The sequence below is a fragment of the Pseudomonas sp. FBCC-B1565 genome, assembly GCF_059133265.1.
This window is the reverse complement of the sequence record NZ_CP101438.1, coordinates 775899-799472: the sequence shown is the minus strand read 5'-3', so window position 1 is coordinate 799472 and position 23574 is coordinate 775899. Positions and strand designations below refer to the sequence as shown.

General features: G+C 61.3%; 25 protein-coding genes. 5 read left to right on the top strand and 20 right to left on the bottom strand.

What is annotated here, in order from left to right; translation table 11 throughout:
- Position 1: 1 nt before the first annotated feature.
- From lipA to NL123_RS03740, 12 genes are all read right to left on the bottom strand, one after another.
- The gene (gene lipA / locus NL123_RS03795; RefSeq protein WP_166794335.1) at positions 2–1003 is read right to left on the bottom strand and encodes a lipoyl synthase; all 1002 of its coding nucleotides are present in this window, start codon (positions 1001–1003) and stop codon (positions 2–4) included.
- Positions 1004–1029: 26 nt separating this feature from the next.
- Complete coding sequence (gene lipB, locus NL123_RS03790) at positions 1030–1677, bottom strand: lipoyl(octanoyl) transferase LipB (RefSeq protein ID WP_058427770.1); 648 nt, start codon at positions 1675–1677, stop codon at positions 1030–1032.
- Positions 1677–1952, bottom strand: a complete 276-nt coding sequence (locus NL123_RS03785; RefSeq protein WP_015886061.1) for a DUF493 domain-containing protein — start codon at positions 1950–1952, stop codon at positions 1677–1679. The genes lipB and NL123_RS03785 overlap by 1 nt, the downstream gene beginning before the upstream one ends.
- Positions 1953–2036: 84 nt before the next feature.
- Positions 2037–3194, bottom strand: a complete 1158-nt coding sequence (locus NL123_RS03780) for a D-alanyl-D-alanine carboxypeptidase family protein (protein WP_058427771.1) — start codon at positions 3192–3194, stop codon at positions 2037–2039.
- Between the two features lie 180 nt (positions 3195–3374).
- Positions 3375–4373: a septal ring lytic transglycosylase RlpA family protein gene (locus NL123_RS03775; RefSeq protein WP_058427772.1), complete on the bottom strand. Its 999-nt coding sequence runs from the start codon at positions 4371–4373 to the stop codon at positions 3375–3377.
- Positions 4373–5383: a lytic murein transglycosylase B gene (mltB, locus tag NL123_RS03770; protein ID WP_494357239.1), complete on the bottom strand. Its 1011-nt coding sequence runs from the start codon at positions 5381–5383 to the stop codon at positions 4373–4375. The genes NL123_RS03775 and mltB overlap by 1 nt, the downstream gene beginning before the upstream one ends.
- A gap of 17 nt (positions 5384–5400) precedes the next feature.
- Positions 5401–6504, bottom strand: coding sequence for a rod shape-determining protein RodA (rodA, locus tag NL123_RS03765; RefSeq protein WP_042570827.1), 1104 nt, complete (start codon positions 6502–6504; stop codon positions 5401–5403).
- Between the two features lie 31 nt (positions 6505–6535).
- Positions 6536–8434 carry a penicillin-binding protein 2 gene (mrdA, locus tag NL123_RS03760; RefSeq protein ID WP_248484832.1) on the bottom strand — a complete coding sequence of 633 codons (1899 nt, stop codon included), beginning with the start codon at positions 8432–8434 and terminating at the stop codon, positions 6536–6538.
- Positions 8435–8449: 15 nt separating this feature from the next.
- A complete protein-coding gene (gene rlmH, locus NL123_RS03755) occupies positions 8450–8917 on the bottom strand; it encodes a 23S rRNA (pseudouridine(1915)-N(3))-methyltransferase RlmH (RefSeq protein ID WP_003176297.1) in 468 nt (155 codons plus the stop codon).
- A gap of 9 nt (positions 8918–8926) precedes the next feature.
- Positions 8927–9421, bottom strand: coding sequence for a ribosome silencing factor (gene rsfS / locus NL123_RS03750; RefSeq protein ID WP_003176298.1), 495 nt, complete (start codon positions 9419–9421; stop codon positions 8927–8929).
- A 69-nt stretch (positions 9422–9490) separates the two neighbouring features.
- Complete coding sequence (gene nadD, locus NL123_RS03745) at positions 9491–10135, bottom strand: nicotinate-nucleotide adenylyltransferase (protein WP_122427405.1); 645 nt, start codon at positions 10133–10135, stop codon at positions 9491–9493.
- Complete coding sequence (locus NL123_RS03740) at positions 10135–11400, bottom strand: glutamate-5-semialdehyde dehydrogenase (protein ID WP_058427776.1); 1266 nt, start codon at positions 11398–11400, stop codon at positions 10135–10137. The genes nadD and NL123_RS03740 overlap by 1 nt, the downstream gene beginning before the upstream one ends.
- 174 nt (positions 11401–11574) lie before the next feature.
- On the opposite strand from NL123_RS03740, the gene NL123_RS03735 reads away from it, so the two are divergent.
- Positions 11575–12258: a DNA-3-methyladenine glycosylase gene (locus tag NL123_RS03735; protein ID WP_494358280.1), complete on the top strand. Its 684-nt coding sequence runs from the start codon at positions 11575–11577 to the stop codon at positions 12256–12258.
- Between the two features lie 16 nt (positions 12259–12274).
- Positions 12275–13591 carry a bifunctional DedA family/phosphatase PAP2 family protein gene (locus NL123_RS03730; RefSeq protein ID WP_494357238.1) on the top strand — a complete coding sequence of 439 codons (1317 nt, stop codon included), beginning with the start codon at positions 12275–12277 and terminating at the stop codon, positions 13589–13591.
- Here the strand turns inward: NL123_RS03730 and NL123_RS03725 are convergent.
- From NL123_RS03725 to NL123_RS03715, 3 genes are read right to left on the bottom strand one after another with little or no spacing between them, the layout of a single operon-like run.
- On the bottom strand, positions 13588–14178 hold the full coding sequence (locus NL123_RS03725) for an LON peptidase substrate-binding domain-containing protein (protein WP_058427778.1): 591 nt from the start codon (positions 14176–14178) through the stop codon (positions 13588–13590). The genes NL123_RS03730 and NL123_RS03725 overlap by 4 nt on opposite strands.
- A gap of 21 nt (positions 14179–14199) precedes the next feature.
- Positions 14200–14916: an LrgB family protein gene (locus tag NL123_RS03720; RefSeq protein WP_494357237.1), complete on the bottom strand. Its 717-nt coding sequence runs from the start codon at positions 14914–14916 to the stop codon at positions 14200–14202.
- Positions 14913–15266: a CidA/LrgA family protein gene (locus tag NL123_RS03715; protein ID WP_058427780.1), complete on the bottom strand. Its 354-nt coding sequence runs from the start codon at positions 15264–15266 to the stop codon at positions 14913–14915. The genes NL123_RS03720 and NL123_RS03715 overlap by 4 nt, the downstream gene beginning before the upstream one ends.
- 181 nt (positions 15267–15447) lie before the next feature.
- On the opposite strand from NL123_RS03715, the gene NL123_RS03710 reads away from it, so the two are divergent.
- The 3 genes from NL123_RS03710 to NL123_RS03700 all read left to right on the top strand — a co-directional run bounded on the left by NL123_RS03710 (position 15448) and on the right by NL123_RS03700 (position 18398).
- Positions 15448–15903: a MaoC family dehydratase gene (locus NL123_RS03710; RefSeq protein WP_003194496.1), complete on the top strand. Its 456-nt coding sequence runs from the start codon at positions 15448–15450 to the stop codon at positions 15901–15903.
- 105 nt (positions 15904–16008) lie between these two features.
- On the top strand, positions 16009–17727 hold the full coding sequence (locus NL123_RS03705; protein WP_248484839.1) for a C13 family peptidase: 1719 nt from the start codon (positions 16009–16011) through the stop codon (positions 17725–17727).
- A 29-nt stretch (positions 17728–17756) separates the two neighbouring features.
- Complete coding sequence (locus tag NL123_RS03700) at positions 17757–18398, top strand: oxidoreductase (RefSeq protein WP_494357236.1); 642 nt, start codon at positions 17757–17759, stop codon at positions 18396–18398.
- 113 nt (positions 18399–18511) lie between these two features.
- Here NL123_RS03700 and NL123_RS03695 read toward each other — a convergent pair whose 3' ends face one another.
- From NL123_RS03695 to NL123_RS03675, 5 genes are all read right to left on the bottom strand, one after another.
- Positions 18512–18796, bottom strand: a complete 285-nt coding sequence (locus NL123_RS03695; protein ID WP_071489882.1) for a YceK/YidQ family lipoprotein — start codon at positions 18794–18796, stop codon at positions 18512–18514.
- Positions 18789–19418, bottom strand: coding sequence for a flavin prenyltransferase UbiX (ubiX, locus tag NL123_RS03690; RefSeq protein ID WP_028618086.1), 630 nt, complete (start codon positions 19416–19418; stop codon positions 18789–18791). Before ubiX ends, NL123_RS03695 begins: the two co-directional genes overlap by 8 nt.
- Positions 19415–20764 (bottom strand): UDP-N-acetylmuramate:L-alanyl-gamma-D-glutamyl-meso-diaminopimelate ligase, encoded by a 1350-nt coding sequence (mpl, locus tag NL123_RS03685; RefSeq protein ID WP_494357235.1) that lies wholly within the window; start codon positions 20762–20764, stop codon positions 19415–19417. Before mpl ends, ubiX begins: the two co-directional genes overlap by 4 nt.
- Before the next feature lie 134 nt (positions 20765–20898).
- A complete protein-coding gene (locus NL123_RS03680; RefSeq protein WP_248484845.1) occupies positions 20899–21294 on the bottom strand; it encodes a hypothetical protein in 396 nt (131 codons plus the stop codon).
- A complete protein-coding gene (locus tag NL123_RS03675; protein WP_494357234.1) occupies positions 21295–23160 on the bottom strand; it encodes a hypothetical protein in 1866 nt (621 codons plus the stop codon).
- Between the last annotated feature and the right edge of the window lie 414 nt (positions 23161–23574).

The following is a 23574-nucleotide window of genomic DNA, read 5'->3' as shown; positions in this document are numbered from 1 at the left end:
ATCAGGAAACCAGGCTTGCCTTGACCAGCTTGGCCTGCTCGTCCGCATGGTACGAGGAGCGCACCAGCGGGCCCGACGCCACGTTCTTGAAGCCCATCTTGTAGCCTTCCTCGGCGAACCAGGCGAAGGTGTCCGGGTGCACGAAACGCTGCACCGGCAAGTGGCTGCGGGACGGTTGCAGGTATTGGCCCAGGGTCAGCATGTCGATGTCGTGTTCGCGCATGCGCTTCATGACTTCGATGACTTCTTCGTCGGTCTCGCCCAGGCCCAGCATCAGGCCGGACTTGGTCGGGATGTGCGGCATCATCTGCTTGAATTTCTGCAGCAGGGTCAGCGACCACTGGTAATCCGAACCTGGACGCGCAGCCTTGTACAGGCGTGGCACGGTTTCGAGGTTGTGGTTGAACACATCAGGCGGCTCGGCGGCGGTGATTTCCAGCGCCACGTCCATACGGCCACGGTAGTCCGGGACCAGGGTTTCGAGCATCACGTTCGGCGACAGCTTGCGGATTTCGCGGATGCAGTCGGCAAAGTGCTGGGCACCCCCGTCACGCAGGTCGTCGCGGTCTACCGAGGTGATCACCACGTACTTGAGGCGCAGGTCGGCGATGGCGATGGCCAGGCTCTCCGGCTCGTTGACGTCCAGTGGCTTCGGACGGCCGTGGCCGACGTCGCAGAACGGGCAGCGACGGGTGCAGATGTCACCCATGATCATGAAGGTGGCGGTGCCGCCGGAGAAGCACTCGCCCAGGTTCGGGCAGGAGGCTTCTTCGCACACGCTGTGCAGTTTGTGCTTGCGCAGCAGCGCCTTGATACGGTCGACTTCCGGCGAAACCGGGATGCGCACGCGGATCCAGTCGGGTTTCTTCGGCAATTCGGTGGTCGGAATGATCTTCACCGGGATGCGTGCAACCTTCTCGGCGCCGCGCAGCTTGACGCCGGCTTCCACCTTGGCACGCGGGGCCGGGGCTGGGCGTTCGGTAACGTCCACCGTCGGGATCATGGTTTGCACTGCATCAGTAGTCATAATCAGTCGATTCCGCCCGTAAGGGTCGTCTGCTCAGCATAGTCGAGGTGTTTGACGAGCTGCGCACGCAGCCGGGCACTTACCTCGGCAAATTTAATCGGTGTGGCGTGGTCACTCAGTTGCGTCATTGCCAACCCGGCATAGCCACACGGGTTGATCCGCCGGAACGGCGCCAGGTCCATGTCCACATTCAGGGCCAGGCCATGAAAGGAACAGCCGTGGCGAATCCGCAGCCCCAGGGAGGCGATTTTCGCGCCATCAACGTACACACCCGGCGCATCCGGCTTGGCTGCGGCGCTCACGCCGTAACTGGCCAGCAGCTCGATCAGGCAAGCCTCCATGCGGCTGACCAGGTCGCGCACGCCGAACCCCAGCTTGCGCACATCCAGCAGCAAGTAGGCCACCAGTTGACCCGGCCCATGGTAAGTCACTTGGCCACCTCGGTCGACCTGCACCACCGGAATTTCCCCCGGCAGCAGCAGATGTTCGGCCTTGCCGGCCTGGCCCTGGGTGAACACCGGCGGGTGTTCCACCAGCCAGATTTCATCGGGGGCCGAGGTGCCGCGCTCGTTGGTGAAGCGCTGCATGGCGTGCCAGACGGGCTCGTAGTCCATCCGGCCGAGCTCGCGAAAGCCCAGGACCTGTGACATCACAGCACCATGTGCACGAAGCCGGTGGCCCGCAGTTCACTGTTGATGTTGTAGAGCTGGTCCTGATCCGTCGCAACGATGTGCAACTGGATCGTGGTGTATTTGCCGGTTGAACTGGAGCGTTCATCCACGCGCTGATCGTTGATCGTGGCGTGTTTACGCACGATCTCAAGGATCAGGTCTTTACGGCCGACACCGGTATCGCTGATCACCTTGATGGGATAGTCCACCACCGGGAATTCGATCTTTGGCGCCTTTACTTCTTTATCGGTCATGGCGTAACGGCCTCGTAAGCGTAAGCCGTGGCGACGGGCAAAGCCCCGTGTCGGATCAACACGGGGCTTTGCAGGTGCACACAATCAGTTGAACAGGCTGTAGAAGAATAGACGGATGCTATCCCACACGCGGCGGAAGATACCACCTTCGTCGACAGCGTCCAGGGCGATCAGGTCGGCGCTGTGCACCACCTTGTCGTCCAGCTTCACTTCGACTTTACCGATCACGTCGCCCTTGGCGATGGGCGCAACCAGTTGCGGGTTCATGGTCATGCTGGCAGCGAGCTTCTTCAGCTGGCCTTTAGGCATGGTCAGGGTCAGGTCTTCAGCCAGGCCAGCCTTGACTTGAGAGGTCGCGCCTTTCCACACCGGCGCGGTCGCCAGTTCAGCACCCTTCTGGTAGAAGGTCTGGGTTTCGAAGAAACGGAAACCGTAGGTCAGCAGCTTTTGCGTCTCGGCCGCACGGGCCTGTTCGCTGTTGGTGCCGAAGACCACGGCAATCAGGCGCTGGCCGTCACGGACAGCGGACGACACCATGCAGTAACCGGCTTCTTCGGTGTGGCCGGTTTTCAGACCATCGACGGTCTTGTCGCGCCACAGCAGCAGGTTGCGGTTAGGCTGCTTGATGTTGTTCCAGAAGAATTCCTTCTGGGAGTAGATCGCGTAGTGCACCGGGTCGACACGAATGATCGCGCGCGCCAGGATCGCCATGTCGTGAGCCGACGAGTAGTGCTCCGGGTTCGGCAGGCCGGTCGGGTTCATGAAGTGGCTGTTGGTCATGCCCAGGTCGGCCACGGTTTTGTTCATCATGTCGGCGAATGCATCTTCGCTGCCGGCGATGTGCTCGGCCAGCGCGACGCTGGCATCGTTACCGGACTGGATGATGATGCCGTGCAACAGGTCGCTCACAGTCACCTGCGAACCCACCTTGATGAACATCCGCGAACCGCCGGTACGCCAGGCGTTTTCGCTGACGGTGACCGGGTCGTTCTCGCCGATCTGGCCGCGACGGATTTCCAGGGTCGCGATGTAGGCGGTCATCAGTTTGGTCAGGCTGGCCGGTGGCAGGCGCTGGTCACCGTTGTTCTCGACCAGCACGTTGCCGCTGGCGGCATCCATGAGGACCCAGGCCTTGGCAGCCAGTTGCGGGGAAGCCGGCACCATTTCAACCGCCCAGGCGGCCGGGGTGATGATCAGCGAAAGAAGCAGGCACGTGCGTTTGGCTAAGGTGGTGATGTTCATCCGTCTCTCGAAATTGCTTATGGAAACTTGCCCTCGCGGGCAAAACTTATTCAGACAGCCCGCTACCAGACTGTCACGTGTTCGGTTGCCCGCTCACCCCTTGCCCCCGGGTTTTTATTGTTCAACGAGCCAACAACCAGGGTTCAAGCCCGCGCACGGGCCAGAACCATCAATTCTGTTTTATTCAGCGGTGACCACGCTAGGCTGACCCAGATTGGCCAGGCGCACGCTGTTCTGCACTTGCGCCACTTCGCTCGGCGAGCCGATCGGGCCCATGCGCACACGGTGCAACGTCTGCTGGTTACGCACGATGGAGCTGATGAACACCGGCGCGTTGACCATGCTGCTGAGCTTGGACCTTAACAGTTCTGCCGCATCCGGGTTGGCGAAAGCGCCCACCTGCAAGTATTGGCCACCGGCCAGCGAAGCACCCTGGGCAGCCTGCGGCACTGCCACGGTGTCCGGGGCGTGCTGTTGTGGCGGCGGTGTCCACTGCTCGACCTTGCCCGCCGATGCGGTGATTTGCGGTTGTGGTGTCTGCGGCTCGTTGAGCATCAATGGCGCCGGCTTGCCGCGCTGGGCCCAGTACTGCGCCGGGTCGATGCCTTCGACCTTGACCCGTGCGGTGCCGGTTTCGGCGTAGCCGAGTTTCTTCGCGGCGGCGTAGGACAGGTCGATGATACGGTCCGAGTAAAACGGGCCGCGGTCGTTGACGCGCAGGATCACCGTGCGGTTGTTGTCCAGGTTGGTCACCCGCACATAGCTCGGCAGCGGCAGGGTCTTGTGCGCTGCACTCATGCCATACAGGTCATACACTTCGCCATTGGCGGTGTTCTGGCCGTGGAACTTGGTGCCGTACCAGGACGCCGTGCCCGATTGCACGTAGGTCTTGGATTCCTGCAGCGGGAAATAGGTCTTGCCCAGCACGGTGTACGGGTTGGCCTTGTAGGCACCGGTGTGCAGGGTGGGCGTGGCGTCCGGGATCTTCGACACATCGACATCCCACCACGGCGCGCCGTCTTTGTGCGCACGGTTGATGTCCAGGCCCGGCTGGGAACGAACTGCGGTGCCCCCGGACTTCTGCGCCGGACCGCGGCTGGTGGAGCAACTGACGACCAGCAGGGACAACGCGACGAACGCCACCAGCTTGAGCGGTTGATTGAACGGCGATGCCCGCATTACTTAGTGCCCCGTGCTTGGACCAGCATGTCTGACAGCTGATGCACGGCCATGGCGTACATCACACTGCGGTTATAACGCGTGATTGCGTAGAAATTCTTCAGGCCCATCCAGTATTCCGGGCCGTTTTCGCCCTCAAGGCGGAATGCCGTGACCGGCATCTCGTCAGGCAGCGCATTCTGACTCGACCAGCCCAGCGCCCGCAACTCCCCGACCGTCTTGGCCGGCTCGATGCCCTGCGTCAGGCCTTCGTCGGCGCGATCGCCCGTGACATCCGCACGTATCACCACCGGCTCACCGGCGACCCAGCCATGGCGCTTGAAGTAGCTGGCCACGCTGCCGATGGCGTCGTCGGGGTTGCTCCAGATATTGATATGCCCGTCGCCGTCGAAGTCCACTGCATAGGCGCGGAAGCTGCTCGGCATGAACTGCGGCAAGCCCATCGCACCGGCATAGGAACCCTTGAGGCTCAGCGGGTCGACCTGCTCTTCGCGGGCCAGCAGCAGGAACTCGCGCAGTTCCTTGCGGAAGAACTCGGCGCGGGGCGGATAATCGAAGCCCAGGGTCGACAAGGCGTCGATCACCCGATAGCTGCCGGTATTGCGCCCGTAGAAGGTTTCAATGCCAATGATCGCAACGATGACCTGGGCCGGCACGCCGTACTCCTGCTCGGCGCGAGCCAGCACGGCCTCGTGCTGGCGCCAGAAGTCCACGCCACGGGCCACGCGGGCGTCGGTGAGGAACATCGGGCGATATTCCTTCCACTGCTTCACACGCTCAGCGGGGCGCGAAATGGCGTCGAGGATCGCCTGCTTTTTCTGGGCTTCGCGGAACACACCCATCAGCTGTTCACCGGCGAAACCATAGTCGCGGGTCATCTCACCGACAAACTCGGCGACCTGGGGTGAACCATCGTAGTCACCGGCCTGCGCCTCTTGCGTTGCGCCCAGCAGCCCAATCAGGCCCATCCAGGACGCGTGCCGAGTCGCCCAGCCGCGCATTACTTGCATTGACATCTTCACCTTATTCAAACCTGTGCGATCCATTTGCGATGCGTATGAATCGACATCAAAACCCCAAACGCTGACAGCAATGTCACCAGCGAAGTTCCGCCGTAGCTAATGAATGGCAACGGCACCCCAACCACCGGCAACAGGCCACTGACCATACCGATGTTGACGAAAACGTAAACAAAAAAAGTCATGGTCAGGGCGCCGGCGAGCAATTTGCCGAACAGCGTCTGCGCCTGCGCGGTGATCACCAGGCCGCGACCAATCAACAGCAGATAGATCAGCAACAGCGCGCAAATGCCTACCAGGCCGAACTCTTCGCCCATCACCGCAATAATGAAGTCGGTGTGGCTCTCGGGCAAAAAGTCCAGGTGCGACTGGGTACCCAGTAACCAGCCCTTACCAAATACCCCGCCGGAGCCGATGGCGGCCTTCGACTGGATGATGTTCCAGCCGGTGCCCAGCGGATCGCTTTCCGGGTCGAGGAACGTGAGAATTCGCTGCTTCTGGTAGTCGTGCATAAAGAAGAACCACATGGCCACGGCCACCGGCACCGCGGCAGCGAGCACGCTGAGGATCCAGCGCCAGCGCAGGCCGCCCATGAACAGCACGAACGCACCACCGGCCAGTATCAGCAGCGAGGTGCCCAGGTCCGGCTGGCGCACGATCAGGATGAACGGCACGCCAATCAGGATCAGGCTGATCCCTACGTGCTTGAGCTGCGGCGGCAACGTGCGCTTGGACAGGTACCAGGCGATGGTCGCCGGCATCAGGATCTTCATGAATTCCGACGGCTGGAAGCGAATCACCCCCGGAATGTTGATCCAGCGGGTCGCGCCCATGGCGTTGTGGCCCATCACGTCCACCACCACCAGCAGCAACACCCCGGCGACGTAGCCCAACGGCACCCAGCGCGCCATGAAACGCGGCTCCAGCTGGGCGATCACCACCATCGACAACAAGCCCAGGCCAAACGAAGACGCCTGCTTGATCAGCAGGTCCCAGTTCTTGCCGCTGGCCGAATACAGGACGAACAGGCTACCGGCCGCCAGGGTCAGCAGCAGGATCAGCAACGGGCCGTCAATGTGCATGCGTTGCAGCAACGTCGCACGGCGACGCATCACATCCTCACTGGAGAGGATGCGGTCAAAATTACTCTTCACGGGCCGTAACCTCGGTGCTTGAAGGGGGCCCGCCGTATTCGGGCTTGAGCCTGCCGTCGTCGGCCAACAGCCAGGCGTCCATTACTTGGCGCACCACGGGCGCCGCGACGCCGGAGCCGGACTCGCCGTTCTCGACCATCACCGCCACCACGATCTTCGGGTCGTCCGCCGGGGCAAAGCCGACAAACAAGGCGTGGTCGCGGTGGCGCTCCTGGACCTTGGAGCGGTCATATTTTTCGCCCTGCTTGATCGCCACCACCTGGGCGGTACCGCTCTTGCCGGCAATGCGGTACTGCGCGCCGATGGCCGCCTTGCGCGCGGTGCCGCGTGCGCCGTGCATCACTTGCTGCATGCCGTGGTTGACCTTGGTCCAGTCGGACGGGTCGCGCAGTACGATGTCCGGGATCGGGTTTTCATCCAGAGGCTTCTCGCCCTCGATGGTCTTGGCCAGGTGTGGACGGTTCCAGATGCCTTTGTTGGCGACCAACGCCGTGGCCTGCGCCAGTTGCAACGGCGTGGCCTGCATGTAGCCCTGGCCGATACCGAGGATCAGGGTTTCGCCTGGGAACCACGCCTGGCGGCGGGTCGCGCGCTTCCACTCCCGCGACGGCATCAGGCCGGGGGACTCTTCGAACATGTCCAGCGAGACCTTCTGGCCAAGGCCGAACTTGCCCATGTAAGCGGACAGGCGATCGATCCCGAGCTTGTGGGCCAGGTCGTAAAAATAAGTGTCGTTGGAGCGCATGATCGCGGTGTCCAGGTCGACATAGCCGTCACCGGTGCGGTTCCAGTTACGGTATTTGTGATCGTAGTTGGGCAGCATGTAGTAGCCCGGGTCGAACACGCGGCTGGAGGCCGTGACCACACCTGCGTCCAGTCCGGCAATCGCCACCGCCGGCTTGATGGTCGAGCCCGGCGGATACAGGCCGCGCAACACGCGGTTGAACAGCGGCCGATCGATGGAATCACGCAACTCGGCGTAGGCCTTGAAGCTGATCCCGGTCACAAACAGATTGGGGTCGAAACTCGGCTGGCTGACCATCGCCAGGACTTCGCCAGTAGCCGGGTCCAGGGCAACCACCGCGCCGCGCCGCCCGCCCAGGGCCATCTCCGCCGCTTCCTGCAGCTTGATGTCCAGGCTCAGCACGATGTCCTTGCCCGGCACCGGGTCGGTACGCTTGAGCACCCGCAGCACGCGGCCACGGGCGTTGGTCTCGACTTCCTCGTAACCCACCTGACCGTGCAACTCGGGCTCGTAGAAACGCTCGATGCCGGTCTTGCCGATATGGTGGGTGCCGCTGTAATTCACCGGATCGAGGGTTTTCAGCTCTTTCTCGTTGATCCGCCCCATGTAGCCAACGGAGTGGGCAAAGTGCGGCCCTTGCGGGTAATGCCGCACCAACTGCGCCACCACTTCCACACCCGGCAGACGAAACTGGTTCACCGCAATCCGCGCGATCTGCTCTTCGGTCAGCTCGAACAGGATCGGCACCGGCTCGAAAGGCCGGCGCCCCTGTTTCATGCGTTTCTCGAAGATCACCCGGTCTTCCGGCGTCAGTTGCAGTACCTCGACAATCACATCGAGGATCTGCTGCCAGTCGCCGGAACGCTCGCGGGTCATGCTCAGGCTGAAGCTGGGCCGGTTGTCCGCCACCACCACGCCATTACGGTCGAAAATCAGCCCACGGGTCGGCGGGATCGGCTGCACATGCACCCGGTTGTTTTCCGACAGCGTGGAGTGATAGTCGTACTGGATCACCTGCAGGAAATACAGGCGGGCGATCAGCACGCCCAACAACGCCACCACCATGATTGCGCCAAACACCACGCGTGCGCGTACGAGACGTGCGTCTTTCTCGTGGTCCTTGATGCGGATCGGTTGGGTCATCGGGAGGGGCGCAGATTATTTGTGGTAAGGGTGCCCGGACAGGACTGTCCAGGCGCGATACAGCTGTTCACCGATCAGGATCCTTACCAACGGGTGCGGCAGCGTCAACGCCGACAGCGACCAACGCTGGTCCGCCCGCGCGCAGACTTCCGGCGCCAGCCCTTCGGGGCCACCGACCATGAAGTTGACCGTACGCGAGTCCAGGCGCCAGCGATCCAGTTCCACCGCCAGCTGCTCGGTGCTCCAGGGCTTGCCGTGCACTTCGAGGGTGACGATGCGCTCGTTGGGGCCGACCTTGGCCAGCATGGCTTCGCCTTCCTGACGGATAAAGCGCGCCACGTCGGCATTCTTGCCCCGGGTATTGAGCGGTATCTCTACCAGTTCCAGCGACAGCTCAGCGGGCAGACGCTTGGCATACTCGTGCCAGCCTTCTTCCACCCACTTGGGCATACGTGAACCGACAGCAATCAGACGCAGGCGCACAGCCGTTCCTTATTCCTGGTCTTTGTTGAGCTTGTCGAAGTGCGCGTGGCCCACTTCCGGGCTGTGGTGCTTGCCATCGGCGGCACGGCTCTGCTCGGCGCCTTTCCACAGACGCTCCAGGTCGTAGAACTGGCGGGCGTTGGAAGTCATCATGTGAACGATCACGTCGTCCATGTCCAGCAACACCCAGTCGCTGTCGCCCTTGCCTTCTTCACCCAGCGGCTTCACGCCCTGGGCTTTGACGGCTTCACGGACTTTATCGAGCATCGCGCCGATCTGACGGTTCGAGGTACCGGTGGCGATAATCATGAAGTCGGTGATGCTTTGCTTGTCGCGCACGTCCAGCACCTGGATGTCCTGGGCTTTAACGTCCTCCAGGGCAGCCACCGCGACCTTTACCAGCTCTTCGCCAGCCAGTTCCGGGCCTACGTGGGCTTCAACCGGCAGCGGCGCGCTTTTGAAGGTGCCTTTGCGCTTAACTTTGCTTACGTCTTTGTTCGTCATATAAAACTCGTTTTGCTCGTATGTTCGGACGCTTGCTGCACGAATTTTCGTACGTTCAAGCGCGCCTTTTCAGTTCGACGCACGGTAAAGCCCGTGCGCATCGATGTAGGCCAGGACCGCGTCAGGCACCAGGAAACGTACCGACTTCCCGCTGGCCAGCAGTTGACGGATCTGGGTGGCGGACACCGCAAGCGGGGTCTGCCAGACGAATGCAATATTCCCGTTCGGCCCGGTCAGGGCCAAGGGGTCACTTACCGACCGCGCGGCCAGCAGGTTGCGCAAGGCATCCGGCGGTTCGCTGTCGGCATCCGGGCGTTGCAGAACCAGGATGTGGCAATGCTGGAGGAGTTCCTCCCAGCGATGCCAAGAGGGCAGGCCGCAAAAAGCGTCCCAGCCCAGAAGCAAAAACAACTGGTCATCCGCGGCCAACTCGGCACGCATCAGCTCCAGGGTGTCAACAGTGTAGGACGGTTTGTCGCGCTTGAGCTCGCGGTCGTCCACCACCAGCGGCGCTATGCCTTCCACCGCCAGGCGCACCATCTCCAGGCGTTGCTGCGGCGACACCTGCGGCGTATCGCGATGAGGCGGCCGCGCGTTGGGCATCACGCGCAGCTCGTCCAGCGCGAGGGCATCCGCGACTTCCAGGGCACTGCGCAAATGGCCGATGTGCACGGGGTCGAAGGTACCGCCGAGCAGCCCGATGCGTTTACCCATCAAGTGCGCACATGACCGTCGCCGAACACCACGTACTTCTCGCTGGTCAGGCCTTCCAGCCCGACCGGGCCACGGGCGTGAAGCTTGTCGGTGGAAATCCCGATCTCCGCGCCCAGGCCGTATTCGAAGCCGTCGGCAAAGCGCGTCGAGGCGTTGATCATCACCGAAGCGGAATCCACTTCGTTGAGGAAGCGCCGCGCATCGCTGAAATGCTCGGAGACGATGGCGTCGGTGTGCTTGGAACCGTAGGTGTTGATGTGTTCGATAGCCTCGTCGAGGTCATCGACGATCTTGATCGACAGGATCGGCGCGGTGTATTCGGTGTACCAGTCCAGCTCGGTCGCCTCGATCACGTCCGCACCCAGCAGCGCACGGGTGCGCTCGCAACCGCGCAATTCAACGCCCTTGTCGCGGTAGATGGCAGCCAGCGGCGGCAGCACGCGCTCGGCAATGCCGACGTGCACCAGCAGGGTTTCCATGGTGTTGCACGGGGCGTAGCGGTGGGTCTTGGCGTTGTCGGCGATGCGGATCGCCTTGTCGATGTCGGCGGCGATGTCGATGTACACGTGGCACACGCCGTCCAGGTGCTTGATCACTGGCACCTTGGCATCGCGGCTGACGCGTTCGATCAGGCTCTTGCCACCGCGCGGCACGATCACGTCGACGAATTCCGGCATGGTGATCAACGCGCCCACGGCGGCGCGGTCGGTGGTTTCCACCACTTGCACCACTTCGGCGGGCAACTCGGCCACGGCCAGGCCCTGCTGGATGCAGGCCGCGATGGCACGGTTGGAATTGATCGCCTCGGAACCGCCGCGCAGGATGGTGGCGTTGCCGGACTTGAGGCACAGGCTCGCGGCGTCGATGGTCACGTTCGGACGCGACTCGTAAATGATGCCGATCACGCCCAGGGGCACGCGCATCTTGCCGACCTGGATGCCGGACGGCAGGTAACGCATGTCGCGGATTTCACCGATGGGGTCAGGCAGCTTGGCCACCTGACGCAGGCCTTCGATCATGTCGTCGATACGTGCCGGGGTCAGGGCCAGGCGGTCCAGCAGGGCTGGCTCCAGGCCATTGGCGCGGCCGTTGGCCAGGTCCAGTTCGTTGGCGGCGCTGAGCTCGGAGCGCGAAGCATCCAGAGCATCGGCGGCGGCCAGCAGGGCACGGTTCTTCTGCGCGGTGCTCGCACGGGCGATCAACCGCGAGGCCTGACGGGCAGCGCGACCCAGGCGGGTCATGTAGTCAAGAACGGACTCAGTCATGGTCAGGGAGTCTTGGCAGGGAGGAAAGCGGCAGATTATAGCTGTGACGCCGCCCGACTGACAGCGGTGAGGGGCGGATGGTCGAAATGAACTGTAAAAACCTGGGGTTCAGCGGTAATTAAGGCGAGAGTTGTTATGATTCCGTCACATTTAGCCGTATTTACCCTGACCGCCATGCCCAGTTCATCACCCCGACTCCCCGCCAGCGCCCTGCCCGACTGCTTCTTCGACCGTGACGCGCAAATACTTGCGCGGGAATTGCTCGGGAAAGTCATCCGCCATCGCGTCGGCGAAACCTGGCTTTCGGCGCGAATTATCGAAACCGAAGCCTATTACGTGGCGGAAAAAGGCAGTCACGCTTCATTGGGCTACACAGAAAAGCGTAAGGCTTTGTTTCTAGATGGCGGGCATATCTATATGTACTACGCCCGCGGTGGCGATTCGCTGAACTTCAGCGCCCATGGTCCAGGCAATGCCGTGTTGATCAAATCGGCCTATCCATGGGTCGATGAATTATCCGGCCCGGCGAGCCTGGCGCAGATGTTGTTGAATAACCCGAACCCCGACGGCAGCCCCCGCACCTCGCAAAAGCTGTGCGCCGGCCAGACCCTGCTGTGTAAGGCCCTGGGGTTGAAAGTGCCGGCATGGGATGCCAAGCGCTTCGATCAGGAACGGCTCTACGTGGAGGATGTGGGGCAGACCCCGGCCCAGATCATCCAGACCACCCGCCTGGGAATCCCCAGCGGCCGCGATGAATACCTGATGTACCGCTTCGTCGATGCTGGCTACGCACCTTATTGCACGCGGAACCCGCTGCGCCGGGGCCAGGTCGAAGGCCGCGATTATTTTTTGATTTGAGCAGGGAGTGGATTGTATGGGCCAATGGCTCGATAGCATTACCGGCTGGTTGACCCTGAACCCCGAATGGCTGGCGGTCGCGGTGTTTATCGTCGCCTGCGTGGAGTGCCTGGCTATCGCCGGGCTGATCGTGCCGGGCGCAGTATTGTTGTTTGCCATTGCCGCCCTCGCCGGCAGCGGCGCGCTGTCCCTTAGCGAAACCCTGTTGTTGGGTTTCCTCGGCGGCTTGCTGGGCGACGGGGTTTCCTACTACCTGGGGCGACATTTCCACCAGAACATCCGGCGCTTGCCTGGCTTGCGTCATCACCCTGAATGGATGAACGGCGCCGAAACCTACTTCCACAAGTACGGCATTGCCAGCCTGCTGGTCGGGCGCTTCATCGGCCCGCTGCGGCCCATGCTGCCAATGGTGGCAGGCATGTGCGACATGCCCTTCCCGCGTTTTGCGATGGTCAGCATCGTGGCGGCGGCGGGCTGGTCGGTGGCGTATCTGCTGCCAGGCTGGGCAACCGGCGCCGCGTTCCGCCTGCCATTGCCGGAGGGTTTCTGGCCTGAAGCGGGGGTGGTAGCCGCCTGTATCGCGGTGGTGGTGGGCCTGAGCTTGAACAGCAGCCTGCGCGGCCATCGGCGTGCCACCCTATGGATCGGTTGCGCCAGCCTGACGATGTTGATCGCCTTGTTTATCGGCTACCCCCACCTCAATGACTTTGACCAGGGCCTGAGCGCCCTGGTGCAGGAACACCGCAGCGCCTGGCTGGACGAAGTGATGGTGCGCATCACCCAACTGGGCGAGTTCAAGAAGATGTTCGTCGCCAGCGCCGTGTTTACCGGCTTGCTGCTAGTGGCTCGACAATGGCGCCATGCGCTGTTTGTCGGCGCGACCCTCGCCGGTGCGGCAGTGATCAACACCGGGACCAAGCTGTTTTTCGCCCGTGGCCGCCCGGAAATCCTCACAGACCCACTGACCAGTTTCAGCATGCCCAGCGGCCATGCATCCGGCGCGTTTGCGTTTTTCCTGGCCCTGGCGGTCCTGGCCGGGCGCGGGCAACCCATCCGGCTACGCCTGACCTGGATGTTGCTGGGCTGCATTCCCGCCGCGTTCATTGCGTTGTCGCGGGTCTACCTCGGCGCGCATTGGCCCTCGGACATCCTGGCCGGCACGCTGCTGGCGATGACGGTATGTGCGTTCAGCCTGGGGGTCAGCCAGTACCGCAGCCCGCTACCGGCGATGCCGCAAAAAGCCTGGTGGCTGTTGCTGCCAGCATTGGTGGCGGTGCTCAGCTTCATCGCCCTCACCGGCACGCCCCACGCGCTGCTGCGTTACGCCTATTAAGTGAACAGCTCGCCCTGCAACTCATCGAGCAGCATCTGGATCGCATCCAGGCGCTGCTGCGGGTCATCGAGTTGCAACAGATCGATCTTGTCGGCCTCGGTGAAGGGCAGCAGATACGCCAGCTGATTGCCCAAGGCTTGCTGACCGTCGGCGTGGGCGTCCATGTCCAGCGAGGCCACCATCGGGTGCTCGGCCAACGCCTGGAGCAATGCCAGCAGGTCGGCGTCCTCTTCTTCCAGCGGTTGGTCCGGCAGTTCTTCGAGCCACTGCACATCGGCCACCAGCAGTTGGTCTTTCTGCACGCCGGCGTCGCGCACCCGGAACCGGCGACCACCTTCGACACGAATCCCCAGCAGGCCATTGTCCTGCTGCTTGAAGTCGCGGATCAGTGCCTCGCACCCAATCAACGCGTAACCATCCGGTGCCAGGCCCACTTCCTTGCCGTCGAGGATGCACACCACGCCGAAGCTTTCGCCCTTTTTCATGCAGCGGGCGACCATATCCAGATAGCGCGCCTCGAACAGTTGCAGGTCGAGGGTGCAGCCTGGGAACAGCACGGTATTGAGCGGGAACAGCGCCAGACTCATAAAGGTTTCCTTAACCCTGGTTTAAACGATCACCGACACAGCCAGCGGCAGGAACACTGCCGTGGCCACGCCCATCAGACTCATGGCCAGCGCCGCAAAGGCGCCGCACTCTTCGCTTTCCTGCAACGCCACCGAGGTGCCGACCGCGTGGGCGGTCATGCCCAGGGCCATGCCTCGCGCCTCAGGGCTGTGCACGCCCAGGCGCGACAGGTACGCCGGGCCGATCATCGCGCCGATCACCCCGGTGATCAGTACAAACACCGCCGCCAATGCCGCCACACCGCCAATCTGCTCGGCCACCAGCATGGCGATCGGTGAGGTCACCGACTTGGGCGCCATGGTCATCAACATCCTATGTTCGGCGCCAAACCACCAGCCCAACAGTACACACAGGCCGGTGGCCAACACCCCGCCTATCACCAGCGTAGTAAAAATCGGCCAGAACAATTGGCGAATACGCCGCAGGTTCAAATAGAGCGGCACCGCCAGGGCCACCGTCGCCGGGCCCAACAGGATGCCCATGATCTCGGTGCTCTTGCGGTACTCGGCGTAGCTCAGGCCACAGCTGATCAGCACGCCGATCACCAGCAGCATGGAAACCAGCACCGGTTGCAGGAAAATCCAGCGGGTTTTCTCGAAACCGGCCAGTACCAGTTGATAGGCACCCAGGGTGATGCCAATGCCGAACAACCGGTGATGGATCACCGCCATCCAGGCGCCCTGCCAGTCGACGGTCATTGGTCCTTCTCCTTGCGCTTGACCATCTGCTGCATCAGTACGCCGACAAAGCCCATGGCAATCACCAGCGATAACACCAGCGCGCCGACGATGGCCCAGAAGTCCGCAGCGATGTCCTTGGCGTACACCATCACGCCCACCGCCGGCGGCACCAGCAGCAACGGCAGGTAACGCAACAGGCTGCTGGCGGCCAGGCTCAATGGCTCGCCGACCTCGCCGCGCCAGACCAGAAAACCCAGCATCAGCAGCAGCCCGATGATCGGCCCCGGCAGCACCGGCACCAGCAAATGATTGATCGCGGTGCCGATCAATTGAAACAGCACCAGCCAGGTCAGGCCCCGTAACAGCATCCGTTCTTCCCCCTCGAAACTCGCCCGCATTATAAGCATGCCCGCCCTATGCATCGGCATTCGCCAAAAGCATGGTGGGTTGACCGGGCCGATTGGCCATGATGATCTACATTGGTTCTCTGTAACCCATAAAAAACACGCCCTGCAGGGCGGCAAAAATGATGAACCAAGGAGAGACGCAATGCCCTATGTACCCGTAGCGCAGCTCAAAGACTATGTCGGCAAGGAACTGGGACGTTCCGAATGGCTCACTATCGACCAGGCACGCATCAACCTGTTCGCCGAGGCAACGGGCGATCATCAGTTCATCCACGTCGACCCGGTCAAGGCCGCGCAAACCCCGTTCGGCAGCACCATCGCCCACGGTTTCCTGTCGCTGTCGCTGATGCCCAAGCTGATGGAAGACATTCTGATCATGCCCGAAGGCCTGAAGATGGCGGTCAACTATGGCCTCGACAGCGTGCGCTTCATCCAGCCGGTGAAGGTCAATTCCAAGGTGCGCCTGAACGTGACCCTGACCGATGTCACCGAGAAGAAGCCAGGCCAGTGGCTGTTCAAGGCCACCGCCACCCTGGAAATCGAAGGCCAGGAAAAACCGGCTTACATTGCCGAGTCGTTGTCACTCTGCTTCGTATAAGGCCGTGCCTGTGGTGGGGAAATAAACCTCACCACAGGGTATGTAAATTTATGTATGAAACTCGCAGCTGCGGCATACTCGGCGCTCAATTATCCGGATCCCGCTATGCGCCCACTCGCTCCCCTCGCCCTTGCCCTGTTGCTCACCGCTTGCGGAGACGGCGAATCGCTGTTGCCGCCCGATGCGCGCCTGCCCGATGGCGGCCGCTACCGGGGTGATGTGGTCGATGGCTTGCTGCAGGGCCAGGGCCGCGTGGACTACCCCAATGGCAGTTGGTACGCCGGCCAGTTCGACAAGGGCCAGTGGCACGGCCAGGGCGAATGGCATGGCAGCAACGGCGAAGTCTATAAAGGCCAGTTCCAGCAAGGCCTGTTCGATGGCCAGGGCAGCCTGACCACGGCGGGCAGCCACTATGTGGGCGGCTTCAAGAATGGTCGACGCAACGGCGAAGGCACCCTCAAAGAGGGGCAGATGACCTACCGCGGCGAATTCAAGAACGACCAGTATTCCGGCCTCGGTCGCCTGGAGCTGGCGGACGGCAGCCAGTACCAGGGCCAGTTCGCCCACGGCAAACCGAATGGCGAAGGCCAGCGCAACGACGACAGCGGCAACCAGTTCAGCGGCCATTTCGTCGATGGCCAATTGGAAGGCAACGGCACCTTCAACAGCGCCGATGGCGACATCTATGTCGGCCAGTTCAAGCAGAACCAACTCAACGGCAAGGGCCGCTACGAGAACGCCGACGGCGATGTGTGGATCGGCCAGTTCAAGGAAGGCGCGCTCAGCGGCAAGGGCGAGTTGATAGGTGTGGATGGCAGCCACTACGTCGGCCAGTTCGCTGATTGGCGCTTTACCGGCGAAGGCCGCCTGAACCTCACCGACGGTAGCTTCTATATCGGCGGTTTCGACAGCGACAGCTATCAAGGCAAAGGCACCCTGGTGCTCACCGATGGCACCGTGCAGGCCGGCACCTGGGTCAATGGCATGCGTGTACGTGATGCCGACGGCAAACTGCTGCCCGACCCATTGGAAATCGGCGTGCTGGCCCAAGGCCGCCTGCTGGATGCTGCCCTCGCCGCCGTGCCCGCCTCCACCCCCGCCGTGGAGCTGTACACCCTGGCTGTGGCTGGCGACGGTAAACAAAGCGTGTTCCTGCGCGAAGCCGATTACGTCAGCAACATGCTCGCCACCCGCTTCGGCGCACGCGGGCAGATTCGCCTGGTCAACCACCGCGATCACATCACCGACCGCCCCCTGGCCACCCGCGAAAGCTTGCGTCGCGCCGTGCAAACCCTGGCCGAGCGCACCGGCCCGGAAGACCTGGTGTTCATCTACATGACCAGCCACGGCACCCACGAACACGAACTGGTGCTGGACCAACCGCGCATGGAGCTGGCCGACCTGCCAGCTGATGAGCTGGCGGCCGTGCTGGCGCCGCTGAAGAACCGCGACAAGATCGTGGTGATTTCGGCCTGCTACTCCGGCGGATTCATCCCGGCCCTGAAGGATGAGCACACGCTGATCATGACCGCCTCCCGGGCCGACCGCGTGTCTTTCGGCTGCTCCGAGGAAGCCGACTTCACCTACTTCGGCGACGCCCTCTTCGCCCAAGCCCTCAACCAGACCGACGACTTGCAGCAAGCCTTCAAGCTGGCGCAACTGCATGTGGCCGAACGCGAACAGGCGGACAACTTCGAAGCCTCCGAACCGCAGATCTGGGCCCCCAAGGGTGTGATCGCCCATTGGCAATTATTACGCAAACAGCAGGCACGAAAGGCGCTGGAAAGCGTCTCAATGAATAGCAAGGAAGCCAAAGGCAACTAAGCTGTAACGTGTAACAAGGGGGAAACACCATGTACCTGACGCCTCAGCATATCTTGCTCGCCGGAGCCACCGGCCTTACCGGCGAACACCTGCTCGACCGCCTGCTCAACGAACCCACCGTGACCCGCGTGCTCGCACCCAGCCGCAAGCCGCTGGCCGAACACCCGCATTTGGAAAACCCGGTGGGCGACCCAGCGGTGTTCTTGCCGCAACTGAGCGGCCGGGTGGATATCGCCTTCTGCTGCCTGGGCACCACCATCAAACAAGCCGGTTCCGAAGCCGCCTTTCGCGCGGTTGACCTGGACATGGTCGTGGCCTTCGCCAAGCGCGCGCGGGAAATGGGCGCACGGCACCTGATCGTGATCAGCGCGATTGGCGCCGACCCGAAATCCTCGATCTTCTACAACCGCGTCAAAGGGGAAATGGAAGAAGCGCTTAAAGCCCAGGACTGGCCGCAACTGACCATCGTACGACCATCGTTATTGCTGGGGGAACGGTTGGAGCCACGCCTGGCGGAACAACTGGCCGGGCCGTTGTCGCGCTTGATTCCGGGCAAATACCGCGGCATTGAGGTGTGCGAACTGGCCCGCGCCATGTGGCGCCTGGCGCTGGAAGAACAGGATGGGGTGCGGGTGGTGGAGTCGGACGAGTTGCGCAAGCTAGGCAAGTAGTTTTGTGGTGAACAGAAGGGCGTCATCGCAGGCAAGCCAGCTCCCACATTTGGAATGCGTTCCCTGTGGGAGCCGGGCTTGCCCGCGATGAGGCCAGCACAGCCACTTGTCATTTAAAGACCACCCGTAGCGTTGAAGCCAACGCCAAGTACCGTCAACACCGACAGCGGCAACAACAAAGTATCGAGCAACGCACTCGCCGGCAGATCCACCCCAGGATAACTCGGTGCCTCGGCACCAAACCTGTCCTTGGCGCAGCAGCCGCCATTCATTGCATACAAATCCAACCGCGTGCCGGCATACACCACCGGCGCACCCGGTTGCGCCGCGTCCAACGTACGCGCGGTGGCGCAGCCCGTCAGTTGCAGTGCCAGCAGGACCAACAGCGCCTTATTCATCGCTGCTCAAATGGTGCTCGCCCCAACGTGGCAGCATGTCCTGGGGAATGTTCAACAGGTTGAGAATGCGCGCCACCACAAAGTCGACCAGGTCATCGATGGTCTGCGGCTGGTGATAGAAACCCGGCGAGGCCGGCAGAATGGTCACGCCCATGTTCGACAACTTGAGCATGTGTTCCAGGTGAATACTGGAGTAAGGCGCCTCACGGGGCACCAGAATCAACTGGCGGCGCTCTTTCAAGGTCACGTCCGCCGCCCGTTCGATCAGGTTGTTGCAGGCCCCCGTGGCAATCGCCGACAAGGTGCCCGTGGAACACGGCACCACCACCATCGCCGCTGGCGCGCCGGAGCCGGACGCCACCGGCGACATCCAGTCCTCTTTGCCGTAGACCTTGATCTGCCCCGCCGCCGCACCGGTGTACTCGGTGAGGAACGCCTGCATGGTCTGCACCTTGGGTGGCAGCGCCACGTCGGTCTCGGTGGCCATCACCAACTGCGCGGCCTTGGAGATCAGGAAGTGCACCTCGCGGTCTTCACGTACCAGACAGTCCAACAGGCGCAAGCCATAGGGCGCGCCAGATGCGCCGGTCATCGCCAGGGTGACGCGCTCCGGCCCGCTCATTTCAGCGCCTCGGCCAGCTTGCCATGCAGGCCGCCAAAGCCGCCGTTGCTCATGACCACCACATGGGTGCCCGGCTTGGCTTGATGCTTGACGTGTTCAATGATGCCTTCGATGGAGTCGCAGACGATGGACGGCACCGTGCACAGGGCCGCAATCGCCGGCAGGTCCCAGCCGAGGTTGGCCGGTGCGTACCAGACCACCTGGTCGGCGTCATTGACACTTTCCGGCAGGCCGTCGCGGTGCGCGCCAAGCTTCATCGAGTTGGAGCGCGGCTCGACAATCGCGATGATCGGCGCATCGCCAACGCGCTTGCGCAGCCCATCCAGGGTGGTGGCAATCGCCGTGGGGTGGTGGGCAAAGTCGTCGTAGATGGTAATCCCATTCACATCGGCGACTTTTTCCATACGCCGCTTCACACTCTTGAACGCACTCAATGCGGCAATGCCCATGGACGGCACCACGCCTACATGCCGCGCAGCCGCCAGGGTCACCAAAGCGTTGGCAACGTTATGCTGGCCGGTCATGTCCCACTCGACGATGCCCTGGGCTTCACCTTCGAACAGCACTTCAAAGCGCGAACCGTCTTCACTGAGTAACTTGACCTGCCACTGCCCGCCCGTGCCGGTGGTTTGCACCGGGGTCCAGCAACCCATCTCGATCACGCGCTGCAAGGCCGGCTCGGTGGTCGGGTGGATCACCAGGCCTTCGCTGGGAATGGTCCGCACCAAGTGGTGGAACTGGCGCTCGATGGCCGCGAGGTCAGGGAAGATGTCGGCGTGATCGAACTCGAGGTTGTTCAAGATCGCGGTGCGCGGGCGGTAGTGAACGAACTTGGAGCGTTTGTCGAAGAAGGCGCTGTCGTATTCATCCGCCTCGATCACGAAGAACGGCGTGTCGCCCAGGCGGGCCGACACCGAGAAGTTCTGCGGCACGCCGCCGATCAGGAAACCCGGGCTCATGCCCGCGTGCTCCAGCACCCAGGCCAGCATGCTACTGGTGGTGGTCTTGCCGTGGGTGCCGGCGACCGCCAATACCCAACGGCCTTGCAATACATGGTCGGCCAGCCACTGCGGGCCAGACACATAAGGCAAACCTTTATTAAGGACGTATTCGACCGCCGGGTTGCCACGGGACATGGCATTGCCGATCACCACGAGGTCCGGGACCGGGTCGAATTGCGCCGTGTCGTAGCCTTGGGTCAGCTCGATACCCTGGGCCTCGAGTTGCGTACTCATGGGCGGATAGACGTTGGCGTCGGAGCCGGTGACGTGATGGCCCAGTTCTTTGGCCAGAACCGCCATCGAGCCCATGAATGTGCCGCAAATACCGAGAATATGAATGTGCATAGTCGACCTCGTAAAACATCGAGGCAGGTTAGCGCAGGGACGGGGAAATCGCACTCTTTAGGTGAGCCGCCCACGCTATGCGGCGGCTTGCCTATGCCGTGTCGACACCTACGTCAGCGCGTCACGTATGGCAGCTATTTTTTCTCAATTGTGTTCAGTCGATCCGCAACGTCCCCGTTGCCTTGACTCACGGAGTCTTCGTGTTTGTACGGTTTGAAGAAAACCTCATAAGCCTGTGCAAGATCAATGGTGAGTTCCTCAAGCAACTCCACGAAAGCCTCCAACTGATCGACGGCCTGCAGCGGTTCGCTGGACCATTTCGGGATGTCCACCACAACACCCGGCATCAATTGCAAAAACAACTTACCCAACTCACTGGCGCCCTGCGTTGCAGCGTCGACGCGAGCTCGAAGGGCAGGGTCAACGGGTTCAACTGCCGGGCCCAGGTCTGCAACTTCTACGTCGCCGGGGTTAATACCGCCGTCAGGAGCAGCAGGACGCTCATAGTGGTTTTGAAGAGCTTTTTGCACCTAAATGACAGCTGCCACAATGCCAGCATCGGTCACCGCTTCCATTGCCCAGCGCTTGACCTGACCGACAAAAGCGCAAGCAGAGGACTGGACAAAGTCCTTCAATGGCGCACCGTATGGCGTTTGGGTCGCAGGGTCGAAGGCATACCATTTTCCGTTGCGCTCCACGGCAACGACGGGAACCGCATCGCTATTAGCGCCCAACGGCCTGTAGAGGCCTTGGACCCCGCCTTTTAACCCCGGAATAAAAAAGCCAAACACATCCAGCACTAAATTGAAAAAGCCTTCAGCGGGCCTGCCCTTAATAAAACTTTCAACCGCACTGTAGAAAGGAATCAGGCTTAAAAAGAACGCCTTGACGGCCTGTGAGCGCGCGCTTTCCCGCTCTTGCTCTGTGCTGCCATTGGCCGTTGCTTTCGCCTCATCCAAACCTCGCGTGAAATAAGCACCGACAGCGACTGACAGTTCATCGGTTTTAGACGAGAAAAAAGTCGTCGGCGGGGCGAGATGCTCTCCGGGTATACCGGCCTCCAACGATTTGGAGGTATAGATACGATAGGCGGAAAAGTCCACCGGGTCGTTTTTCGGCGATGTACTACCGACTGCCTGCCACAGGATAGTGACCGGTGGTGCTTTACCGCCCGGCGAATCAGGCAGCGACATGGAGAAGTACAAACGAGAGCCTGGAAACTGCAGGCCGGGCCTGGAAGGGTCGGCATCCTTGATGATTCGGCCCTGCGCTGGTGAATACAGATAATGACAAACCTTCCCATCACGTTCAGCCCTGATAAGTACCGCGCCGCTGCCTATATACGCTTGAATTTTATGATCGGCGCTGACAGGGCCCTGATTGGCACTGGGCGTCTGGAGAGAGAATGTCGTGACCTTGCCGTATTCAATCAGCCGCCGATCTTCGAGCGGGAGCAATGAGAGTTGATACTTAAACTGCGCGGCAAAACCGTCCTTGAGCCCTTGGATGTATTTGTCGAAGCTTTCATCAAACTGCTGTTTGATGTTTGGCAACTTCGGAAAACCCAAATTCACTTTCTCGGTATTGAAGTCAGGGTGGCTGGATATCCAGAAGTGCTTATCCAGATCACCTGACATGTAAGTATCCAGCAGCGAATAGGCTTTTCGGCCGGGCGACCCCGGCGGAACATTCGCCAGCAGCTTCTGCTCAAAAAAAGCTTCATTTTCGACGCCATACACGCGCCGCAGCTCAACGAGCGCCAACTCTCGCCGGGTTGGCATCGACGTGGACAGCGCATCAACGGAATCAGCCAAGGTTTTATACTGTGCTTGCATGGCCTTCAATGCGCTTTCGACTTCCTCGGGGGTGTACGCATCATCGCTTTTTTCAACAATAATGCCGTTGGCAATGCCCCAGTCGATAACGGCCGTCATCTGAGCGAGTTGTTGCTGACGCTTATCAAGCTCCGAAACAGGCGCTTTCTCATCGAGTTCCATGATCTGCGCATAGGTTTTCGCATGCGTTGATCCCGGGTGACTCGCCTCTTGGCGAGCCACCGCTGCACTGAAGGAGGCCCATTGGTGGGAACCATACACCAGCGCCGAGGGCAGATCGTTTACCCGAAACTCGGGGGCAGACACCGACAACAGTTGAAAGGCGATGATTTTGGCATTGGCTTCGCCGAACCGGGTGGCCAGACGCTCTTCAAAACCCGTGACAATTTGCGCAGCGCTGAAGCCCCAATTACCTGGCTGACGCAACGAGTACCCTGCCAGATTATTACGCTCCAGGCCTCCTGCCGAATCCACATCCAACAATAGCGCGCTAAGCAGTACTTCCTGCAGGCTGGTAGCCGTGGATACTGCGTCGATGCTGTCCTGGAGCAACCTGGCCAACGCCATGCCTTCTGGAGAACCGAGAATGGCTTTAAGGATTTTTCAGGTTCCCCCTTACCAGACCGTAAAGGTTCAGGAAGGGTAAGCCGCAAGAATTCGATTAGGCTCGGCATACCGCTGGCTTCATCAGTTTTCGCTTTCGGTTGAGCGGCTTTCCAAGTGGCAACTACCTGGCGTAATTTGGCTTGGGCGTCAGCCGCCAAAGGGACTTCTTTAGTGAGTAGCCCGCCATAATCAGCCGTTTGTGGAGACTCGGCACTGCGTCGATATCGTGAGGAGGGGGGAAAGTTATGGATTTATCTGGAGGAGTTGCACCGTTAAATTTGTTATCTATCGGCGAATCGGTTTGAGGATAAAGCGATATAGAACGTGATGAATCCAGATAGTTGGAAATCATGGCGACACTCTCGAAAG